This is a genomic window from Streptomyces sp. DvalAA-14 (assembly GCF_900091855.1).
Classification (GTDB): Bacteria; Actinomycetota; Actinomycetes; order Streptomycetales; family Streptomycetaceae; genus Actinacidiphila.
In genome coordinates this window covers 1-19,442 of record NZ_FMCH01000634.1, presented here as the reverse complement: position 1 = coordinate 19,442, position 19,442 = coordinate 1, and the positions used below count along the sequence as shown (strand labels likewise).

General features: G+C 72.8%; 14 protein-coding genes and 1 other RNA gene. 3 read left to right on the top strand and 12 right to left on the bottom strand.

The features are described 5' to 3' along the window. The 6 genes from GA0115240_RS33700 to ssrA form a co-directional block, all read right to left on the bottom strand. Positions 1-1,365 (bottom strand): NAD-dependent malic enzyme (locus tag GA0115240_RS33700; RefSeq protein ID WP_093742724.1); only part of this gene is annotated, 1,365 nt, incomplete at its 3' end. A gap of 428 nt (positions 1,366-1,793) precedes the next feature. Continuing rightward, entirely contained in the window at positions 1,794-4,049 is a 2,256-nt protein-coding gene (locus tag GA0115240_RS33695) for a HelD family protein (protein WP_093742722.1), read from the bottom strand. Positions 4,050-4,196: 147 nt separating this feature from the next. Then, positions 4,197-4,763 carry a CGNR zinc finger domain-containing protein gene (locus GA0115240_RS33690; protein WP_093742720.1) on the bottom strand — a complete coding sequence of 189 codons (567 nt, stop codon included), beginning with the start codon at positions 4,761-4,763 and terminating at the stop codon, positions 4,197-4,199. Between the two features lie 298 nt (positions 4,764-5,061). After that, complete coding sequence (locus GA0115240_RS33685; protein WP_093742718.1) at positions 5,062-6,231, bottom strand: uroporphyrinogen-III synthase; 1,170 nt, start codon at positions 6,229-6,231, stop codon at positions 5,062-5,064. A gap of 269 nt (positions 6,232-6,500) precedes the next feature. After that, positions 6,501-7,019: a DinB family protein gene (locus tag GA0115240_RS33680; RefSeq protein ID WP_093742716.1), complete on the bottom strand. Its 519-nt coding sequence runs from the start codon at positions 7,017-7,019 to the stop codon at positions 6,501-6,503. A 126-nt stretch (positions 7,020-7,145) separates the two neighbouring features. Beyond that, positions 7,146-7,515, bottom strand: a transfer-messenger RNA (tmRNA) gene (gene ssrA / locus GA0115240_RS33675). A gap of 299 nt (positions 7,516-7,814) precedes the next feature. Here ssrA and GA0115240_RS33670 point away from each other — a divergent pair. Together GA0115240_RS33670 and GA0115240_RS33665 are read left to right on the top strand one after the other, a co-directional pair. After that, complete coding sequence (locus GA0115240_RS33670; protein ID WP_093742714.1) at positions 7,815-11,690, top strand: S8 family peptidase; 3,876 nt, start codon at positions 7,815-7,817, stop codon at positions 11,688-11,690. A gap of 134 nt (positions 11,691-11,824) precedes the next feature. Next, the gene (locus GA0115240_RS33665; RefSeq protein ID WP_093742712.1) at positions 11,825-12,829 is read left to right on the top strand and encodes a helix-turn-helix domain-containing protein; all 1,005 of its coding nucleotides are present in this window, start codon (positions 11,825-11,827) and stop codon (positions 12,827-12,829) included. 94 nt (positions 12,830-12,923) lie between these two features. On the opposite strand, the gene smpB is transcribed toward GA0115240_RS33665, so the two are convergent. From smpB to ftsE, 4 genes are all read right to left on the bottom strand, one after another. After that, on the bottom strand, positions 12,924-13,403 hold the full coding sequence (gene smpB / locus GA0115240_RS33660) for an SsrA-binding protein SmpB (protein ID WP_093742710.1): 480 nt from the start codon (positions 13,401-13,403) through the stop codon (positions 12,924-12,926). 18 nt (positions 13,404-13,421) lie between these two features. Next, positions 13,422-14,735, bottom strand: a complete 1,314-nt coding sequence (locus tag GA0115240_RS33655; protein ID WP_093742708.1) for a S41 family peptidase — start codon at positions 14,733-14,735, stop codon at positions 13,422-13,424. 150 nt (positions 14,736-14,885) lie between these two features. Continuing rightward, on the bottom strand, positions 14,886-15,803 hold the full coding sequence (gene ftsX, locus GA0115240_RS33650) for a permease-like cell division protein FtsX (RefSeq protein ID WP_093742707.1): 918 nt from the start codon (positions 15,801-15,803) through the stop codon (positions 14,886-14,888). 42 nt (positions 15,804-15,845) lie between these two features. Next, positions 15,846-16,535: a cell division ATP-binding protein FtsE gene (gene ftsE / locus GA0115240_RS33645; RefSeq protein ID WP_093742705.1), complete on the bottom strand. Its 690-nt coding sequence runs from the start codon at positions 16,533-16,535 to the stop codon at positions 15,846-15,848. Positions 16,536-16,867: 332 nt separating this feature from the next. Here ftsE and GA0115240_RS33640 point away from each other — a divergent pair, with 332 nt between their 5' ends. Then, on the top strand, positions 16,868-17,059 hold the full coding sequence (locus tag GA0115240_RS33640) for a hypothetical protein (RefSeq protein WP_093742703.1): 192 nt from the start codon (positions 16,868-16,870) through the stop codon (positions 17,057-17,059). 126 nt (positions 17,060-17,185) lie between these two features. Here GA0115240_RS33640 and GA0115240_RS37490 read toward each other — a convergent pair whose 3' ends face one another. After that, positions 17,186-17,839, bottom strand: coding sequence for a hypothetical protein (locus GA0115240_RS37490; RefSeq protein ID WP_176725248.1), 654 nt, complete (start codon positions 17,837-17,839; stop codon positions 17,186-17,188). 267 nt (positions 17,840-18,106) lie between these two features. After that, on the bottom strand, positions 18,107-19,225 hold the full coding sequence (prfB, locus tag GA0115240_RS33630; protein WP_093742701.1) for a peptide chain release factor 2: 1,119 nt from the start codon (positions 19,223-19,225) through the stop codon (positions 18,107-18,109). Between the last annotated feature and the right edge of the window lie 217 nt (positions 19,226-19,442).

Genomic DNA, 19,442 nt, shown 5'->3' with positions numbered 1-19,442 from the left:
CGCGCCGGCCACCTTGTCGTTGAAGACGCTGGGGATGATGTAGTTCGGGTTCAGCTCGTCGTCCCCGACCACGCCCGCCAGCGCCCGCGCCGCGGCCAGCATCATCTCGGTGTTCACCGTACGGGACTGGGCGTCCAGCAGGCCCCGGAACACCCCGGGGAAGACCAGCACGTTGTTGATCTGGTTGGGGAAGTCGCTGCGGCCGGTGGCGACCACCGCGGCGGTCTCCCGGGCCGCGCCCGGGTCCACCTCGGGATCGGGGTTGGCCAGCGCGAAGACGATCGCCTTGTCGGCCATCCTGGCCACGTCCGAGCCCTCCAGCACGTCGGGCGCGGACACCCCGATGAAGACGTCGGCGCCCACCACGGCCTCCTTCAGGGTGCCGGTGACCCCTTCGGGGTTGGTGTTCTCGGCCACCCAGCGCAGCGGGGACCCCGGGTCCGCGCCCTTCAGGTCGTCGCGCTCGGCGTGCACCACGCCGTGGATGTCGGCGACCACCGCGTGCTTGAGACCGGCCGCCAGCAGCAGCTTCAAGATGGCCGTACCGGCCGCGCCCGCACCGGACATGACCACCCGCAGCGCGCCGATCTCCTTGCCGACGCAGCGCAGCGCGTTGGTCAGCGCGGCGAGCACCACGATCGCGGTGCCGTGCTGGTCGTCGTGGAAGACCGGGATGTCCAGCGCCTCGCGCAGCCGCGCCTCGATCTCGAAGCAGCGCGGCGCGGAGATGTCCTCCAGGTTGATGCCGGCGAATCCGGGCGCGATGGCCTTGACGATCGTCACGATCTCGTCGGTGTCCTGGGTGTCCAGGCACAGCGGCCAGGCGTCGATGCCGGCGAACCGCTTGAACAGCGCCGCCTTGCCCTCCATCACCGGCAGTGCGGCCTTGGGGCCGATGTTGCCCAGGCCCAGCACCGCGGAGCCGTCGGTGACCACGGCGACCGAGTTGCGCTTGATGGTGAGGCGGCGGGCGTCCTCCGGATTGGCCGCGATGGCCATGCACACCCGGGCGACCCCGGGGGTGTAGATCATGGACAGGTCGTCGCGGTTGCGGATCGGGTGCTTGGACTGCATCTCGATCTTGCCGCCGAGGTGCATCAGGAACGTACGGTCGGAGACCTTGCCGATCACGACGCCTTCGATGCCGCGCAGCTTGCTGACGATCTCGTCGGCGTGCTCGGTGGAACTGGCCGCCACCGTGACGTCGATCCGCAGCTTCTCGTGACCCGAGGCGGTGACGTCCAGGCCGGTGACCGAGCCACCGGAGGACTCCACCGCGGCGGTGAGCTGGCTGACCGCGGTCCCGCTGGCGGGGACCTCCAGCCGCACCGTGATCGAGTACGAGACGCTTGGCGCCGTTGCCATGACGACCTTCTTCCGGTTCCTGCGAGAGGGTTGTTCGGTTGTCCGTAATGCGGATTGATCGTCGCACCTACCGCTGGGTAGGTCTAAACCCGCGACTGAGGGTGGAAGAGTACTTCCGCGATACGGAGATCGACCGAGCAGGTGGCGAGCGATGGGCGAAGAACGGGTGACCGAGGGGTGATCCCCGAGGTTTTCCGCCCGGCGGGAAGAGGTTCGGCGAAGGGTTTGTTAGTCTCAGTACGGCACCGGTTCGATCCAAGCCCCCGGGCCCAACCTTAGGCGCTTCGAGCGCCCACTTGCCGCGAGGCGAGCATGGCGGGCCGGTGTCGTGAACGTCCTTCGGGCGCTCCTCCTTGCGGAGGGGCGCCCGAAGTCATGTCGGGGCCGGACGAGCCGGCGGGAGGGCCGGAGGGCCGGTGCCCCCCGGCTCAGTCCTTGCGCAGCAGGTCCGGCACGCCGTCCGCGTCCGGCAGATCCCGCTCCCCCGCCAGCACCGTCAGCCGCATCGTGGCCCGGGTCAGCGCCACGTACAGCACCCGCAGCCCGGCCGGCGACTCCTCGGCGATCTCGGCCGGCGAGACCACCACCGTCGCGTCGTACTCCAGCCCCTTGGCCTCCAGGCTGCCCAGGGCCACCACCCGGTCGCCGAGGCCGGCCAGCCAGCCGCGGGCCTGCGCCCGCCGGTTCATCGCCACCACCACCCCGACCGTGCCGTCGACATCGGCCAGCAGCCGCTGCGCCGCCGCCCGGACATCCGCGCCCAGGTCGTCGCCGGCCACCTCGTAGCGCGGCCGGATGCCCGTGGAGCGCACCGCGCGCGGCGACTCGCTGCCGGGCATGGCCAGCGCCAGCACGGTCGACGCGACCTCGGCGATCTCGGCCGGGTTGCGGTAGTTGACGGTCAGGGTGAAGCGGCGGCGCGGCCGGGAGCCGAGCGCCTCGTCGCGGGCGCGGGCGGCCTCGTCCATGTCCGACCAGGAGCTCTGCGCCGGGTCCCCGACGATCGTCCAGGTGGCGGTACGGCCCCGGCGCCCGACCATCCGCCACTGCATCGGCGTGAGGTCCTGCGCCTCGTCCACGATGACGTGCGCGTACTCGGTGCGCTCCCGGGCCAGCCGCTCGGCCCGCTCCCTGCTGCTCTCGCCGCGCTGCGGCATCAGCTCGTCCAGCCCGGTCAGCTGGTCCATCGGGTCGATCTCCCGCCGCTTGTCCCGGGGCGGCAGCCCGAGCAGCGTCTCCAGCTCGTCCAGCAGCGCCACATCGTGCACCGAGGTGCCGGAGCGGCGCAGCGAACGGGCCACCCGGCGGACCTCCGGCGGCGACAGCACCCGCCGGGCCCACCGGGCCAGCCGCTTCTCGTCGGCCAGCGCCGCCAGCACGTCGGCCGGGCCCAGCACCGGCCACCAGCCGTCGAGGAAGTCGAGGAAGTCCTGCTCGGTGCTGATGTCCTCGTCGAAGCCCTGGCGCTCCTCGGCGGCCAGCTGCTGGTCGTCGAACCGGCGGCCCGACTTGCGCCACAACGCGTCCAGCAGCAGCCGGCGGGCCCGCGGGCGCAGCAGATTGACCGGCGCGGTGCCGCCCAGCACCTGCTGGCGCAGCGTGTCCAGCTCCTGCGCGTCCAGCTCGACGCGGCGGCCGAAGGCCACCACCCGCAGCAGCGAGGGCTGCCGGTCGTCCCGGTCGAGGCAGCCCCGGGCCGCGTTGCGCAGCACCTTCAGCATCCGCAACGACCCCTTGATCCGGGCCACCGCCGGATCGTCGTACAGATCGGCCGTCACCCCGTCCACCAGTGAGCCGACCGCGCGGATCGCGACCTGCCCCTCCTCACCCAGCGACGGCAGCACGCCCTCGGTGTAGGCGACCAGCAGCGGCGTGGGACTGACGCAGAGGATGCCGCCGGCGTACCGCCGCCGGTCCTGGTAGAGCAGGTACGCGGCCCGGTGCAGGGCGACCGCGGTCTTGCCGGTGCCGGGCCCGCCGGTCACCTCGGTGACGGACGCGGCGGGCGCCCGGATCACCAGGTCCTGCTCGGCCTGGATGCTGGAGACGATGTCCCGCATGGTGTGGGTACGGGCCTGGCCCAGGGCGGCCATCAGCGCGCCGTCCCCGATCACCGGCAGCCCGGTGGTCAGCTCCGGGCGCAGCAGGTCGTCCTCGACGCCCAGGACCCGGCGGCCCTTGGAACGGATGACCCGGCGGCGCACCACCCGGCCGGGCGCGACCGGCGTGGAGCGGTAGAAAGGCGCCGCGGCCGGCGCCCGCCAGTCGATCACCAGCGGCGCGTAGTCGGTGTCCAGTACGCCGATCCGGCCGATGTGCAGCGTCTCGGCGATGTCGGCGGTGGCGTCCTCGCGGATCGCATCGTCGGCCGGGTCGACCGAGGTGAAGGCGCCGTCGGCGCCCTTCTTGCCGTCCTTGCCGCGCAGCAGGTCGATCCGGCCGAAGAGGAAGTCCTCGAACTCGCTGTTCAGCCGGTTCAGGTGGATGCCGGCCCGGAACACCTGCGCGTCCCGTTCGGCCAGGGCGCCGGGCGTGCCGACCTGGCCGCGCTGGGCGGCGTCGCTCATCAGGAACTCGGCCTCGTGGATCTTCTCCTCGAGGCGGTGGTACACCCGGTCCAGGTGCGCCTGCTCGGCGGCGATCTCCTGGTCCCTGACCCCCGGTGCTGCGGTCTGCGCGGCCACGCAGGACCCCCTTCTTCGTGCGGTGCCCCTCGCGCGACCGTGCGAGGGGCAGCCTGCAACCGTACGCGACCTGCGGCCTTCTGCCCACCCGACAGCGACCGGCGGGGCGGGCGGGGCCGGCGGTTTCCCCCGGGTGGACCGTCGCGGTCAGCCCGGGGACACTTCCCGTGTGCTGCGGCGGCGGTGGCGGGCCACCCGCTCCCGGTTGCCGCACACCTCGCTGCTGCACCAGCGGCGGCGCCGGCCGCGCGAGGTGTCCAGATACACCAGCCCGCAGTTCCGGCCGGCGCACCGCCGCAGCCGGCTGCGCGCGACCGGGTCGGTGAACAGGTCGACGGCGTCGCGCGCCACCGCCGCCAGCAGTTCCTCGCACCTCGGCTCCCCGGCCAGGACCCGGCGCAGCGCCCCGCCCTCCCCCGCGACGGCGGCGGGCGCCGGGGTGGCGGGCCGCGCCGCGGCGTTCAGCGCGGCCACGTCGGCGGGTTCCTGCCGGTGCGCGGCCAGCTCCGCCTCCACCATCCGCTCCAGCCGCGCCCGCAGCTCCCCGAACGGTGCCAGCCAGCCCTCCGCCACGCCCACCGGCGTCCCGTCGGGCACCAGCCCGGCCCCGTACACCCAGGCCCGTAACCGCCCCACCGACGGCAAGCCCTGCTCCGCCCCGGCCGCCACCAGATCCAGGCACACCCGCCCACCGTCGAAGCGCAGCGCCTCCATCGCGCCACCACCTTCCGCATCCCGTCACCCTGCCTCCCAGGGTGCCCGCAGACGGCGGGCACGGGCTAGGGAGCGGCGCGCACATACGGCCGAGGCGGTTCCCCCGACTCGGAAGGGTCGTCCGGTCCGCCCGCCCCGCGGCCCCGGGATCGTCGCCGGGTGGTGCGGGGAACCGCGCGAAAAACCGGCCACCGGCCCGAAGCCCTGAGACGACCCCAGGTGGCCGGGCGGGCGGACCGGCCGGCCCCGGCCGGGAGTCCGGCGTCCGGCGTCAGGCGTCAGGCGTCAGGCGTCAGGGTCAGGCGGGGCGGCCGTACTTGAGGTCGGCGTGCGGGTCGAGGGAGAGGCGGTAGCCGCGCTTGACCACCGTCTGGATCAGCTTCGGGGCCCCCAGGGCGACCCGCAGCCGCGCCATCGCCGTCTCGACGGCGTGCTCGTCGCGGCCGGCCCCCGGCAGGACCCGCAGCAGTTCGCCGCGGGGCACCACCCAGCCGGGGCGGCGGGCCAGCGCGCGCAGCAGCGACATCCCGGCCGGCGGTACCGCACGCAGCCCGCCGTCCACCACCGCGGCCTGCCCGCGTATCTCCAGGCGGTGTCCCGCGCACGGCAACATCCGGACGGCCCCGGGCAGTTCGCTCGCGATGAGCTGCACCAGCGGCCCCAGCCGGAACCGCTCCGGCTGCCGGGTGGGCACATCGTGGGCCTGCAGCGGCAGCGCCGCCATCGGCCCGACGCAGGCCGCCAGCACCTCGCCCCGCCGGAACGCCCGCAGCAGTTCCTCCAGCCGGCCGCGCCCCTCGGCCCGCTTCAGCAGCGAGGCAGCGGCCGGCGCGCTGGTGAAGCTCACCGCGTCCAGGCCCCGCGCACACACCGCGTCCAGCAGGCGGTCCACCGGTGCCAGATCCTCCGGCGGCACCCAGCGGTGCACCGGTACGGCCGTCACCACCGCCCCCGCCGCCCGCAGCGCCTCGCCGAAGCCGGGCAGCGGCTCCCCGTGCACCTGGACCGCCACCCGGCGGCCCTCGACGCCCTCCGCCAGCAGCCGCGCCAGCACCTCGGCCATGGACTCCGCGGGCGGCGCCCACGTCTCGGCCAGTCCGACCGCGCGCACGGCGCCGCGCACCTTCGGCCCCCGGGCCAGGATCTCGACCTCGCCGAGCCCGCGCAGCAGCTCCGCACCGAGCCCCCATCCCTCGGCCGCCTCGATCCAGCCGCAAAAGCCGATGGCGGTGGTGACCACCACGACATCGGGCAGGGTGTCGAGCAACCGCCTGGTGGCGGCCAGCAGTTCGGTGTCCTCGGGCAGCGGCACGATCCGCAGGGCGGGCGCCCGCAGCACCGCCGCCCCGCGCCGCTCCAGCAGCGCGACCAGTTCGTCCGCGCGGCGGGCCGCCGTCACCCCGACGGTGAAGCCCGCCAGCGGCGGCACCGCCGCCGGCTCACCGGTTTCCCTGGAGTGCGCTCGCATGACCCCTCCGCCCGACTCGTGCTGGAGGTGCTCCTCCCGCCGGGGCCCCCGCCGCCCATCGGCGCCGCGCACCCCGCCAGGACCTGCATGGTCGCAAGGCGGGGTGACGGGCCGAGTTCCCGGGTATTTCCCCGCGGTTACGGACCGGGCCGCCCTTTCCGGCCGGCGCCGCGCCCGCCGGGGAGGCGGGAGCGGGGCTCGCGCCGCTGTGCCCCGCGCCGGGAGGCCGGCTGGCGGTATACGGCCGGGCGGGCCCGGCGCCATGGGGTTCAGTCGGTGAGGACGAGCCACTTCCTGCCGTCGACGAGTTCGCGGACCGCGTCCAAGTGGCCGGCGTGGCAGGCCGTTTCGGTGATCACGTGCAGCAGCACCTCGCGCACGCTCCGGGGCTGCCAGCCGCCGGCCGGGCCTTCGGGCCGCCAGGCCGGGGCGGTGTCCGGGTCGGTGGCCAGGATGACGGCGTCGGCCCGTTCGGCCTCGCGGCGGTAGAGGTCCAGGACCGTGTCGACCGGCACGTCGGCGCCGACCTGCCAGGCGTCGTCCGGGCCCTGGGCCAGCGCGGCGAGAACGTCCGGTTCAGCGGCGACCACGCCACGGAACCAGAAACGCTCGACGTCCAGCGCCAGGTGACTTATCAGCCCCAGACACGACCAGCCCGACGGCAGCACGGGCCGCCGCAGGGCTTCCTCGTCCAGCCCTTCCAGCGTGCCGAGCACATGCCGCCGCTGGGCGGCCAGTGAGCCGAGCAGCGCGGTGCGCTCCGCGCTGTCCGATGGGGTCGGGGTCATCGTTCCTCCTGGTTCCTCCAGGTCGGGCCGACCGCGGCAGTGCCCGGCGGGCGGCGGCCGGAGTCGTGCGGGCATGACGAAGGCGAGGCGCCCCGCGCTTGCGCGCGGTCCACCTCGCCTGTCGCTTTGTGGAGATGGCGGGAATCGAACCCGCGTCCTGTGGTGCAAAATCAGGGCTTCTCCGAGCGCAGTCCGCTGTGCTTTTCTCGGCCCCGGCAGTCACGCGGACAAGCCGCCGACGGGCCCAGCCACTGTTTGATTTCCTTCCAGGACCCGTGACCGGTCCTAGAAGTTTAGTTCCCTAGCTGATGCCAGGATCCGGGTCGGGAACAGCCCCGGGCTGACACTTCGCAAATCGCTACTTAGGCAGCGAGGGCGAAGGAATCGCGCTTGGTGTTGGCGATTATTTTTTTCGGCATATGGTTTACGAGATCATTGCCGCTTTCTCGGCTCGCTTCCCCTGCTTCGACATCCCCAGTCGAAACCGATCATCCCCATGTGGTGTTTTCAAGCCGCACACCCGACTCACCATGGCCTGGTGGTGCTGCCTCCATCGTAGGGGATGAACGCCCGGCGGTGCCAGCGCATTCCCTCCCGCATGCCCCGGGTCCACCGGGGCGTCACCCGCCGGTGGGACGGCCGGCGGCCCCGCAGGCCCCTCCGCCGCCGGACAAGCCCCGATGGCGCCGTTGCGTCAAGTCACATCCGTGCCACAGGAAAGCGGTGACACACGCCGCGGCCCCGGCTGATTCTGTCCAGCATCGCGTGCACCGGCAGAAGAAGGGGCTGGACCGAATGAGACGAACCCGTCTGGCAGCGGTCGTGTCGTCAGGACTGATGCTGACCGTCTGCGCCATCGTTCCGAGCGCCGCCCAGTCGGGCGGCCCGGACCCGGCGGCCACCGCGGCGGCGCCGGTCACCGGATCGAACACCGGGACGACCGGGACGACCGGGACGAGCACCGCCGACAGTACGGTCACCGTCCGTCTGATCACCGGCGACGAGGTGACGATCGGCGGAACGGCGGGCGGCGGGCACACCGCCTCGATACGGCCGGGCGCCGGGCGGCGGGACATCGTGTTCCACACCTCCGAGCAGAACGGCGACGTCACCGTCCTGCCCTCCGACGCCGACGCCCTGGTGCGGTCCGGCCGGCTGGACCGGCGGCTGTTCGACGTGACGGCTCTGGTACAGCAGCGGTACGACGAGGCCCACTCCGCCGCGCTGCCGCTGATCGTCGGGCAGCCGGCCGGCGTGACGCCGGCCGCGGTCAGCCGCCTCACCGCGCTGGCCGCCCCCGGGGACCCGGTCCGCGACCTGCAGAGCATCGGCGCCCGGGCGATCCGGGTCCCGGCGACCGAGCTGGGTGACTTCTGGCAGCGGCTGGCGCCCGCCGGGGCGCCGTCCGCCACCGCCCGGACCGCCACCGCCGTCCCGCGGGTCTGGCTGGACGGCCGCGTCGCGGCGACGGCGACCACCGGCAGCGGGGTGGACCAGATCAAGGCCCCCGACGTGTGGAAGTCCGGCGACCGCGGCGCAGACGTGAAGGTCGCCGTGCTCGACACCGGTGTCGACCAGACCCACCCCGACCTGCGCGGGCGGGTGGCGCTGACCCAGGATTTCACCGACAGCCCGTCCGGCACGAACGACCTGTTCGGGCACGGCACCCACGTCTCCTCCATCATCGCGGGTGACGGGGCGGCCTCGGACGGCCGCTGGACCGGCGTGGCCCCGGCCGCGAACCTGCTGGTCGGCAAGGTCCTCGGCGACGACGGCTACGGCTACGACTCCGGCGTGATCGCCGGTATGCAGTGGGCGGCCGACCAAGGCGCCAAGGTCGTCAACATGAGCCTGGGCGAGGACGACCAGAGCGACGGCACCGACCCCATGAGCCAGGCGCTGAACGAGATCAGCCGGGCGAGCGGGACCCTGTTCGTGGTGGCCTCGGGCAACAACGGGGAGGCGGGCCCCCGGACCGTCGGTATCCCGGGCGATGCCGACGAGGCGCTGACCGTGGGCGCGGTGGACAGCACCGACGCGCTGGCCAGCTTCTCCAGCCGCGGCCCGCGGTTCGGCGACGGAGCCGTCAAGCCGGACGTCACCGCGCCGGGCGTGGACATCGTGGCGGCGCGCGCGGCGGGCACCACGCTCGGCGACCCGGTCGACCCGTACTACACCACGCTGTCCGGCACCTCGATGGCCACCCCGCACGTGGCGGGCGCCGCGGCGCTGCTGGCGTACAAGCACCCCGACTGGTCCGGCCGCCAGATCAAGGACGCGCTGATCAGCACAGCCGACACCATCGCCGGCCAGCTGGAGACCGACCAGGGCGGCGGCCGGATCGATGTCGCCGCCGCGGCGCTGGGGCCGGTCACCGCGACCGGCAGCGTGCTGCTGGGCAGCGTGCATCCCACGGACCCGGCCGGCACCACGACGGTGCGGTACACCAACACCTCGTCGGCCGCGGTCACCCTTGAGCCGTCCCTGGTGCTCAAGACGGCCGGCGGCCGCTCGCTGGCGGCCGGCGCGGTCCGGCTCGGCCGGACGTCGCTGGTGGTCCCGGCCGGGAAGACTCTCGACCTGCCGGTCGCCGTCGACCCGGCCGCCGCGCAGACCGGCGCCTACTACGGCTACCTGATCGCGGCCTCACCCGACGGATCGGTGCGCGTGCACACCACGGTCGCGCTGATCGTCCACGGTGCCACCCACACCCTGACGGTGGTCCCGCGAGCGGTCGACGACGGGCTGGCCGAGAGCAGCACGTACCTGACCGTATGGGGCGCCACCGGCGCCGTCCCGCTCAGCGACAACGGGAACGGTTCGTACTCCGCCGTCGTGGAGGACGGCACCTACCAGGTCCGCGCGTCCTTCTCCGCCAGCAACCCGGGCGGGGACGGCACCGTGGAGCGACTGGTCGTCCTGCCGCAGGTGAACGTCACCAAGGACACCACGGTCACCGCCGATGCCGGCCGGACGACCCAGGTCCGGATCCGTACCCCGCAGCCGGCCGCGGAGGCGGGCACCCCCTACTACCAGACCTACCGGCAGATCGACGGGCTGGCCACCATCGAGAGCGAGAGCTTCTTCCTCGGGACGCTCGACAAGCTGTACGTGAGCCCCACCGCGCGCGTCACCGACGGCTCCTTCGAGTTCAGCGCCCGCTACCAGCTCGCAGCGCCGATGCTCACGGCGTCCGCACCGGGCACCGGGCTCGACCTCACGGCCTTCTACATGCCGGAATCGCGGCTCTTCGACACGAAGGAGACGGCTCTCACCGCGGTGGACGCGGGCAGCATCGAGCAGCCCGACCTACGCCACGTGCGGGGCAAGCTGGCCGTGGTCCGCAACCAGACCGGCGTCAGCGAGGCGGATCTCGCCCGGGCCGCCGCCGCGGCCGGCGCCCGCGGCCTCCTGCTGGTGAGCTTCTCCGACGACGCCTGGACGCAGTGGCGGCCGTCGGGTGCCCGCGAGGCCCTGCCGGCGATCCGGATCGGCCACTCGGTCGGTGAGGCCCTGCTGGCCCGGCTGGCCCGGCACACCACCACGGTGCGCTTCACCAGCATCCCGCGCAGCCCGTACCTGTACGACGTGATGGCGGCCTACCCCCAGCAGATCCCGCAGCAGGTCGTCTACACCGTCTCGGCCCAGAACAGCGCGGTCATCCGCACCACCTACGCCGACAACGGCGGCGAACCGTGGGCCAGTGAGCAGCGCTTCGCGTGGCGGCCCTACCAGAGCTTCGCCTGGGAGAACACCCGCTACGTGCCCACCGGCACGGCCCGGACCGAGTACGTCACGGCGAACGGGACCGACTGGGGGCACCTGGTCAACTACACGACGCAGGACGAGAACGACCAGGCCCTGACCGCCGGGATGAACGACGGGGACCGGTTCTACCGGCCCGGTCCGCAGCCGCCCGAGTCCTGGTACCAGGGGGTGGTGCGGCCGTCGATCCCGGTCGGTACGCCGACTCCCAGCGTGCGCGTCGGTGACACGCTCGACCTGCGCATACCGGAGTTCACCGACTCCGAGGCCGGGCACGCGGCGCGCGCCACCGTCGGCGGCGGCTTCGGCGGGCTCTCCACCGCCACCACCGGGCCCGCGAGCGGCACTCCGGCGCCGCCGGAGGGCGACTCCGCGCAGGCGGTGCTCTATCGCGACGGTGTCCGCGTCGCCGGCGCCGACAACGCCTGGACCGATCTGGAGGTGGCCCCCGGAGCGGCCGACTACCGGCTGGACCTGACCACCTCGCGGGTCTCCCCCGAGTGGGAATTCGCCACCACCACGGCCACTTCGTGGTCCTTCCGCTCCGACACCACCGCCGACGCGGCCCTGCTGCCGCTGCTGCAGCTCGACTACGCCGTACCGGTCGACGCCAGCCAGGCGGTCCGCGCCGCCCGCTCGCACACCATCGGGGTGACCGTCCGCGCCCAGGACGGGGCCATGGCCCCGCGGGGGGTGAGGGTCGAGGTCCAGACCTCATGGGACGACGGAAAGACGTGGAGCGACGCCAAGATCAGCGGCGGGAGCCACAACGTGTTCGACGCCGCCGTCACGCGGTCCGCGCGGGTCAAGGGTGACGCGTATGTGACGCTGCGGGTCACCGCCCGGGACGCGGCGGGCGACGCGGTCCGACAAACGGTCCAGCGCGCCTACGTGTGGCGCGGCTGACGGCCGGCTGGTCGACATCCGCCGAGGCGGGCGGGGTGCGCGGTGCGCTCACTCCGCCCGTCTCGGCTGCGGATGCCGGACAGCTCGTAGTACCGTGTCCCCCCGTCGAGCCGGTGGCTTGCCAGGAGGGTGCCGTGGCGTTGCAGGCTGCTGGGATCACCGCCGCGGAAGAGGCCGTCTACCGTTTTCTGGTCACGGCCGAAAGCGTCCCGGCCGAGGTCGTCGCGGAGCGCTGCGCACTGGGCGCCGACGAGGTGGCGGCGGCGCTGACCGCACTGGTCGCCAAGGCGATGATCAGCCCCTCCGACGAGCGGCCGCCCCGCTACCGGGCGCACCCGCCGGACGTGGCCCTGCTGCCGCAGCTCAACCGCCGCGCCAACGCGCTGGAGCAGGCCAGGTCGGCGACGGCCGACCTGCTGGAGACGTATCGGGCCACCGCCCGCCGCCGGGACGCCGGGCTGCTGATCGAGGTGATCACCGGCGCCGAGGCGCTGCGCCAGCGGCTGCGCCAGATCCAGGACGGCGCCCGCGACGAGATGCTGTGGTTCTGCAAGGCGCAGTACGTGGCCATGCCGTCGGGCAGCAACCGGGCCGAGTACGAGGCGCTGGAGCGCGGGGTGCGCTACCGGGTGCTGTACGAGCGGGCGTTCTTCGACGACGAGGGCGCGGTGGCCAATGTCGCGGAGGGCGTCCGCTCCGGCGAGATCGCCCGCGCGGTCACCCATCTGCCGCTGCGGATGGCGGTGGCCGACCGCTCGATGGCGATCTTCCCGCTGGTGCCCGGCGGCCCGAACGGCAGCCCGCAGGAACCGACGACCGCCCTGGTCCGCGACAGCAGTTTGCTCGACGCGCTGATCGCGCTGTTCGAGCGTTACTGGGAGGACGCCGTCCCGCTGCATGTCGACGCCTCGGGCGCGGTCACCGGCACCGACGCGGTCGGCACCGAGGAGCCGTTGTCCACCACCGACCGGCGGCTGCTGTCGCTGCTGGTCGCCGGGGTGGCCGACAAGGCGATCACCACCCAGATGGGGCTGAGCCGGCGCACCGTGCAGCGCCGTATCCAGCAGCTGATGGAGCTGGCCGGCGCGGCCACCCGCACCCAGTTGGGCTGGCAGGCCGCGCGCCGCGGCTGGCTGTGACCGGGTCCCGCCCCCGACCGGGATCCGGTCGGGGGCGGGACGGGGCGGGGCGGGACGGGCTCAGGTCCGCTGCGGGCTCAGGTCCGCTGCGGGCTCAGGCGCGCTGCTTGCGGCGCGCCGCCGACATCGCCCGCTCCGACTCGCGCCGATCCTGCTTCTCCCGCAGCGTCTGCCGCTTGTCGTACTCCCGCTTGCCCCGGGCCAGCGCGATCTCGACCTTCGCCCGGCCGTCCTTGAAGTACAGGGCGAGCGGCACGATGGTGTGCCCGCTCTCCTGGGACTTCTGCACGAGCTTGTCGATCTCGGCCCGGTGCAGCAGCATCTTCCGCTTTCTGCGGGCGGTGTGGTTCGTCCAGGTCCCCTGGGTGTACTCGGGGATGTGCACGTTGTGCAGCCACGCCTCGCCGCCGTCCAGCTGCGCGAAGCCGTCGGCCAGCGACGCGCGGCCCAGACGCAGGGACTTCACCTCGGTCCCGGTCAGCACCAGACCGGCCTCGTAGGTGTCGAGGATGAGGTAATCGTGTCGCGCCTTCTTGTTCTGCGCGATCATCTTGCGACCCGTCTCTTTTGCCATAGCCGGACCATTGTCCCACTACGAGGGGGCCCCGAGGCCAGCGAATACCTGGCGGCTCTCGGCCACCGGATCCTGCCCCGGCGGCACCCGCACGTCCGGCGCGATGCCCTTGCCGTCCACACCCCGGCCGCCGGGCAGGTCGTAGTGGCCCACGGTCAGCTCGGCCACCGAGCCGTCGGGCAGCGTGCTGGGCATCTGCACCGAGCCCTTGCCGAAGGTCCGCGACCCCACCACGACCGCCCGGCCGCGGTCCTGGAGCGCGCCGGCCAGCATCTCGGCGGCGCTCATGGTGCCGCCGTCCACCAGCACCACCAGCGGTACGGCGGTGTCGCCGCCGGGCGAGGCGTAGAGCGCCTGCTGCCGGCCGTGCAGGTCGTAGGTGGCGACGAGGCCGCCGTCGAGGAAGACCGAGGCGGTGGCCACCGCCTCGGTGACCAGGCCGCCGGAGTTGCCCCGCAGGTCCAGCAGGACGCCGCGCGGGGCGTTCCGGGCCGCCCGGCGGACCTGCTCGCCCACGCCGGCCGAGAAGGCGTCGACCTTGATGACGGTCGGCCCCTGCCGCGGGCGGCTCACCGTGACGGCCTCGGTGGCCAGGGTGGCGCGCCGCAGGGTGACCTGCCGGCTGTGCGTCCCGCGATCGACACCCAGGGTGACCCGGCTGCCCGGCACGTCGTCGGTGTCGCCCGCCGCGTCGCCGCGCAGATCGGCGACGACCTGGGTGACCGCCAGGCCGGCGCACCGGGTGCGGTCGATACTGGCCAGCACGTCGCCGACCCGGATGCCCGCGCGCTGCGCGGGGCTGCCGCCCTGCACCCGGACGATCCGGATCCGCCCGCCGTCGATCCGCCGCACCCACAGGCCGACGCCGACGTAACGGCCGCTGAGCGCCCGCTGGAGGCCCGCGTACTCCTGCGCCGTGTAGAACGAGGACCAGCGGTCGCCGCTGCGGCTGACGAGTTTCTGCACGGTTTCCGGGCCGACCTCGCCGTCCTCGATCTCCTGGGCGATGCGCCCGGTGTCGACGAGGGCGGGGGAACGGGCGGTGTCGCCGGCCGGGCCGCTCCGCCCGCCGGACGCGCGCGCTGCCGTCGTCAGCGGCGCGGCCTGCCCGCGGCTCCCGGTCCGGGGCTGCGCGGATGCCGGCGTGCTCCTCGGGTCGTCGGCCACCGGACCGGCGACGATCCGGCCGTCCGGTTCGCCCGTACCGCGCTGGGCGGGTGCGGCGAAGCTGCCGGCCGCGGCGCCCGTGGCGAGCACGGCGCCGAAGACCAATGCCAGGGTGGCCCCGCGGCGGATGCGGCGGGGCGTCCCGAACAACGGCGGGCCGGACATGGCCGGAAGTCTAGGCCAGGAAATGTCGCCGCACGGAAAGTCGCGACACCCCGGCCCGGGCTCGCCCGCCGCCGTAGGATGCTCCTCCGCACAGCGCCGGGCGGGGCCGGCCGGGCCCGGGCCGAGGCCGGGACCAGGGCCGGCACCCCGTCAGACCCGCAGGTACCTGCGCAGGGCGACGAACGCCGCGACGGCCGGCATGAACAGCCCGATGAGCAGCACCAGCGGCAGCACGCCGAAGACCGGACCCCAGCCCAGGAACGACACCGAGGTGATCTTGTCCTGGAGCTTCAGCCCGGCGTCGATCAGGAAGTATCTGCCGCCGAGCAGCATCACGCAGGCCAGCCCCGCGCCAACGAGTCCCGCGAACGCGGCCTCCATGATGAACGGCATCTGGATGTAGAAGCTCGACGCGCCGACCAGCCGCATGATCCCCGTCTCGCGGCGGCGGCTGAACGCCGAGACGCGGACGGTGTTCACAATCAGCAGCATGGCGACGGTGAGCATGAAGGCAAGGACCACGTACGCGACTCTGGTCATGCCGTTGAGCAGGCCGAACAGGCTTTGCAGCACCGCGCGTTGGTCCTCCACCGACTGCACTCCCGGATGCCCGGTGAAGGCGCTGGCGATGACCGCGAACTTGGTCGGGTCCCGGAGCTTGACCCGGTAGTTCTCCTGCATCTGGTCCGGGGTGACCGAGCTGTACAGCGGGGAGTTCTTGAACTGCTGCTGGGCGTTCTTGTACGCCCCCTCCGCCGACTCGTAGTAGACCTTCTCCACCACCGGCAGCTTGTTCAGGTCGGCAAGGATGCTCTTCTTCTGGTCGTCGGTCACCGCACCCTTGGCGCAGTTGGGCGTCGTCACCGCGTCGCCCTTGTTGCACATGTAGATGGTGACCTGGACCTTGTCGTACCAGTAGCCCTTCATCGCGTTGACCTGCTTGTTGACCAGCAGGGCGCCACCGGTGAGGGCCAGCGAGAGCGCTACGGAGATGATGACGGCGAAGGTCATGGTGAGGTTGCGGCGGAGACCGACGCCGATCTCCGACAGGACGAACTGGACGCGCATGGTGCCAAGTTCCTTTCAGGGGCTGGTGGTTACGGCGGTCAGTCAGTGCTGGTAGCCGTAGACACCGCGCGACTGGTCGCGCACCAGCCGGCCCTTCTCAAGTTCGATGACGCGCTTGCGCATCTGGTCGACGATGTTCTGGTCGTGGGTGGCCATCACCACGGTGGTGCCGGTCCGGTTGATCCGGTCCAGCAGCCGCATGATGCCGACCGACGTCTGCGGGTCGAGGTTTCCGGTCGGCTCGTCGGCGATCAGCAGCATCGGCCGGTTGACGAAGGCCCGCGCGATCGCGACGCGCTGCTGCTCACCGCCGGACAGCTCACCGGGCATCCGCTCCTCCTTGCCGGCCAGGCCGACCAGATCCAGCACCTCGGGCACCGTCTTGCGGATGGTGCCGCGCGGCTTGCCGATCACTTCGAGGGCGAACGCCACGTTCTGGGCCACGGTCTTGTTGGGCAGCAGTCGGAAGTCCTGGAAGACGGTGCCCAGCTGGCGCCGCATGTGCGGGACCTTCCAGTTGGACAACCGCGCCAGATCCTTGCCGAGCACGTGCACCAGGCCGGTGTCCGTTCGCTCCTCGCGCAGGATCAACCGCAGGAAGGTCGACTTCCCGGAGCCGGACGAGCCCACCAGGAAGACGAACTCACCCTTCTCGATCTCCAGCGAGACGTCCCGCAGGGCAGGACGGTTCTGCTTGGGGTAGGTCTTGGTGACGCTGTCGAATCGGATCACGTTCGCACCAGGTTTGCGGGGTGAGCGGACAGGGGATGTGGGGGCGACACTACGCGACCGCGCTGAGGCCGCGCAGTCGCCGTAGAGGGTTGGTGGCCTTGCCCACAGGGCATCCTCGGACAAACCCGTCATTGCCCCGCCGCCCGCTGTCCGTGCGGGGGCGCCGATTCGCGCGGAACCTGTCACAGTGGAAGGTGCGTGTACATGCAGTGGACCCGGACACGGGCCGCTGCGGTGTCGCCGTACGCGCGCTGGGCCCGCGGAGTAGGACCGCATACCCTCGGGAACGATTCCGGCACCGAGGGCGTTCACGGGGCGGAGGAGGAGATCGCATGACGTGCGACCGACTGGTGTGTGCAAACTGCGCCGGCCCGGTGAGCGAGGGCCGCTGCCCCGTCTGCCGCGCGAGCCGCGCTCGACTGGAACGTGAGAATCCCCTGGCGTCGATATCGCCGGCGGCGCTCATAGCCTTCCTGGTCGCCTTGCTGGCGCTGGTGCTGGTCGTGGAGCACGCGACCGCCTGACGCGGGGCCGCGGGGGCCTCGACGTGGGGGCTGCGGGCACGGAGAGCCAGGAAAGAAGCGGGGCCCGGGACGCTTGACGCGTTCCGGGCCCCGCTGCGCGTTGTCGCGTAACCGCCGGGACCGGCCTCAGGCGGCGTCGCGGCGGCCGGCCAGACGCGGGGTCAGGCGGAAGCCGACACCACCCGCGATCATGGTCGCGGCGCCCAGGATGAGGTACGTGGTGCCGTCCGAGCCGGTCTCGGCGAGCTGGCTCGTGGTGGCGCCCTGCGGGACCTGCTGGACGTTGTCGGCGCCGGGGTTGTTGTTCCCGCAGTCGACGCTCGTTCCGGTCAGGGTGCAGGTGTTGTCGTTGCCGCCGGAGGTGGCCGGGCTGGTGGCGCCCGGGGCACCGCCGGATCCGGACTGGCCCGAGGTGTCACCGCCGTCGACGCCCGCGATGGTGCCCGGCGCCGTTGTCGGAGGCGTGGTGGGCGGGGTGGTCGGCGGCGTCGTGGGAGGCGTCGTCGGCGGAGTGGTGGGCGGCGTGGTGGGCGGGGTGGTCGGCGGCGTCGTGGGAGGCGTCGTCGGCGGAGTGGTGGGCGGGGTGGTCGGCGGCGTCGTCGTGGGAGGCGTGGTCGGGCCCGTGGTGTCCGACGGCGTGTCCGAGGGCGTCACGTCCGTCAGCAGCTTCGGCGCGGACTCGGCCTGGGCGACCCCCGCCACCGTCAGGGACGCACCGGCGGCTATGAGGACGGCCGCGGCCACGCGGGTCACATGCAGCCGTGTATTGCGCTTGCTCATGAGTCAAGTACCCCCAGTAGGTGTCTGCTTCAGGCTGCGCGGCCATGGAGGAGAGCGGTACTGCTGGGAGGACCGGTGCGTCGTCCCCCGTGCGCTTACGCCTCAATCGTGCGCATGCCGCGCAACACCCTCGCGGCTTTCCCGGGTACCGTCAAGGTCATTAAGCACGCAATCGGCCGAATTGGCCCTGTGTGCCCGGGAGTTCGCTACCTCACTGTGACATCGGGGCGGCGGAGAGGAGTCGGACGGGCGAGAGCGAACGGCGGCTCAGGCGACAGCTTTCTCATGGGACTTGCGCCAGCGGATGCCGGCCTCGATGAAGCCGTCGATGTCACCGTCGAGCACACCGTGCGGGTTGCCGACCTCGTAGTCCGTGCGGAGGTCCTTGACCATCTGGTAGGGGTGCAGGACGTACGAACGCATCTGATTGCCCCAGGAGTTGCCGCCGTCGCTCTTGCCGAGCGAGTCCATCAGGGCCTGCTCCTCCTGCCGGCGGCGCTCCAGGAGCTTGGCCTGCAGGACGTTCATGGCGCTGGCCTTGTTCTGGATCTGGGAGCGCTCGTTCTGGCAGGAGACGACGATGCCGGTGGGCAGGTGGGTGATCCGCACCGCGGAGTCGGTGGTGTTGACGCCCTGGCCGCCGGGACCCGAGGCGCGGTAGACGTCGATCCGCAGTTCGGTCTCGTCGATCTCGACGTGGTCGGACTGCTCCACCACCGGGAGCACCTCGACGCCGGCGAACGACGTCTGGCGGCGGCCCTGGTTGTCGAAGGGCGAGATCCGCACCAGGCGGTGGGTGCCCTGCTCGACGGACAGGGTGCCGTAGGCATAGGGGGCCTTGACCACGAAGGTGGTGGACTTGATGCCGGCCTCCTCCGCGTAGGAGGTCTCGTAGACCTCGGTGGAGTAGCCGTGGCGCTCGGCCCAGCGCAGATACATCCGCTGGAGCTGCTCGGCGAAGTCGGCCGCGTCGACGCCGCCCGCCTCGGCCCGGATGTTGACCAGGGCCTCACGGGCGTCGTACTCGCCGGACAGCAGGGTGCGGACCTCCATCTCGTCCAGCGCCTTCTGCACCGTCACCAGCTCGGCTTCGGCCTCGGTACGGGTGTCGGCGTCGTCCTCCGCCTCGGCCAGCTCGAAGAGGACGGAGAGGTCGTCGATCCGGCTGCGCAGCGCTTCGACCTTGCGCAGCTCGGCCTGGAGGTGGGAGAGGCGGCTGGTGATCTTCTGCGCGCTCTCCGGGTCGTCCCACAGGGACGGGACCTGGGCCTGCTCCTCCAGCGCGGCGATGTCGGCCCGCATCTTGTCGAGGTCGAGGACAGCCTCGATCGACCCCATGGTCGAGGAGAGGGACTTCAGTTCTTCGGATACATCGACGATCGCCACTCCTCCAGCCTACCGGCTGGGCGCGCGGACCCGGCTCCGTCGTCCACAGGCCCCCGCCCGGCGCACCACCCGGCGCCCCGCCCGGCCGCCCCGGCGGTACGGATCCCGGGGTCCCCGGCGACCGGCGCCCACCGGCGGTCGGGAGCGCTCAGGCCGAGGCGGTCGCCCGCAGCAGGGTCCCCGCGGCGGTCCGGGTGAAGAGCTGCAGCGTACGGTC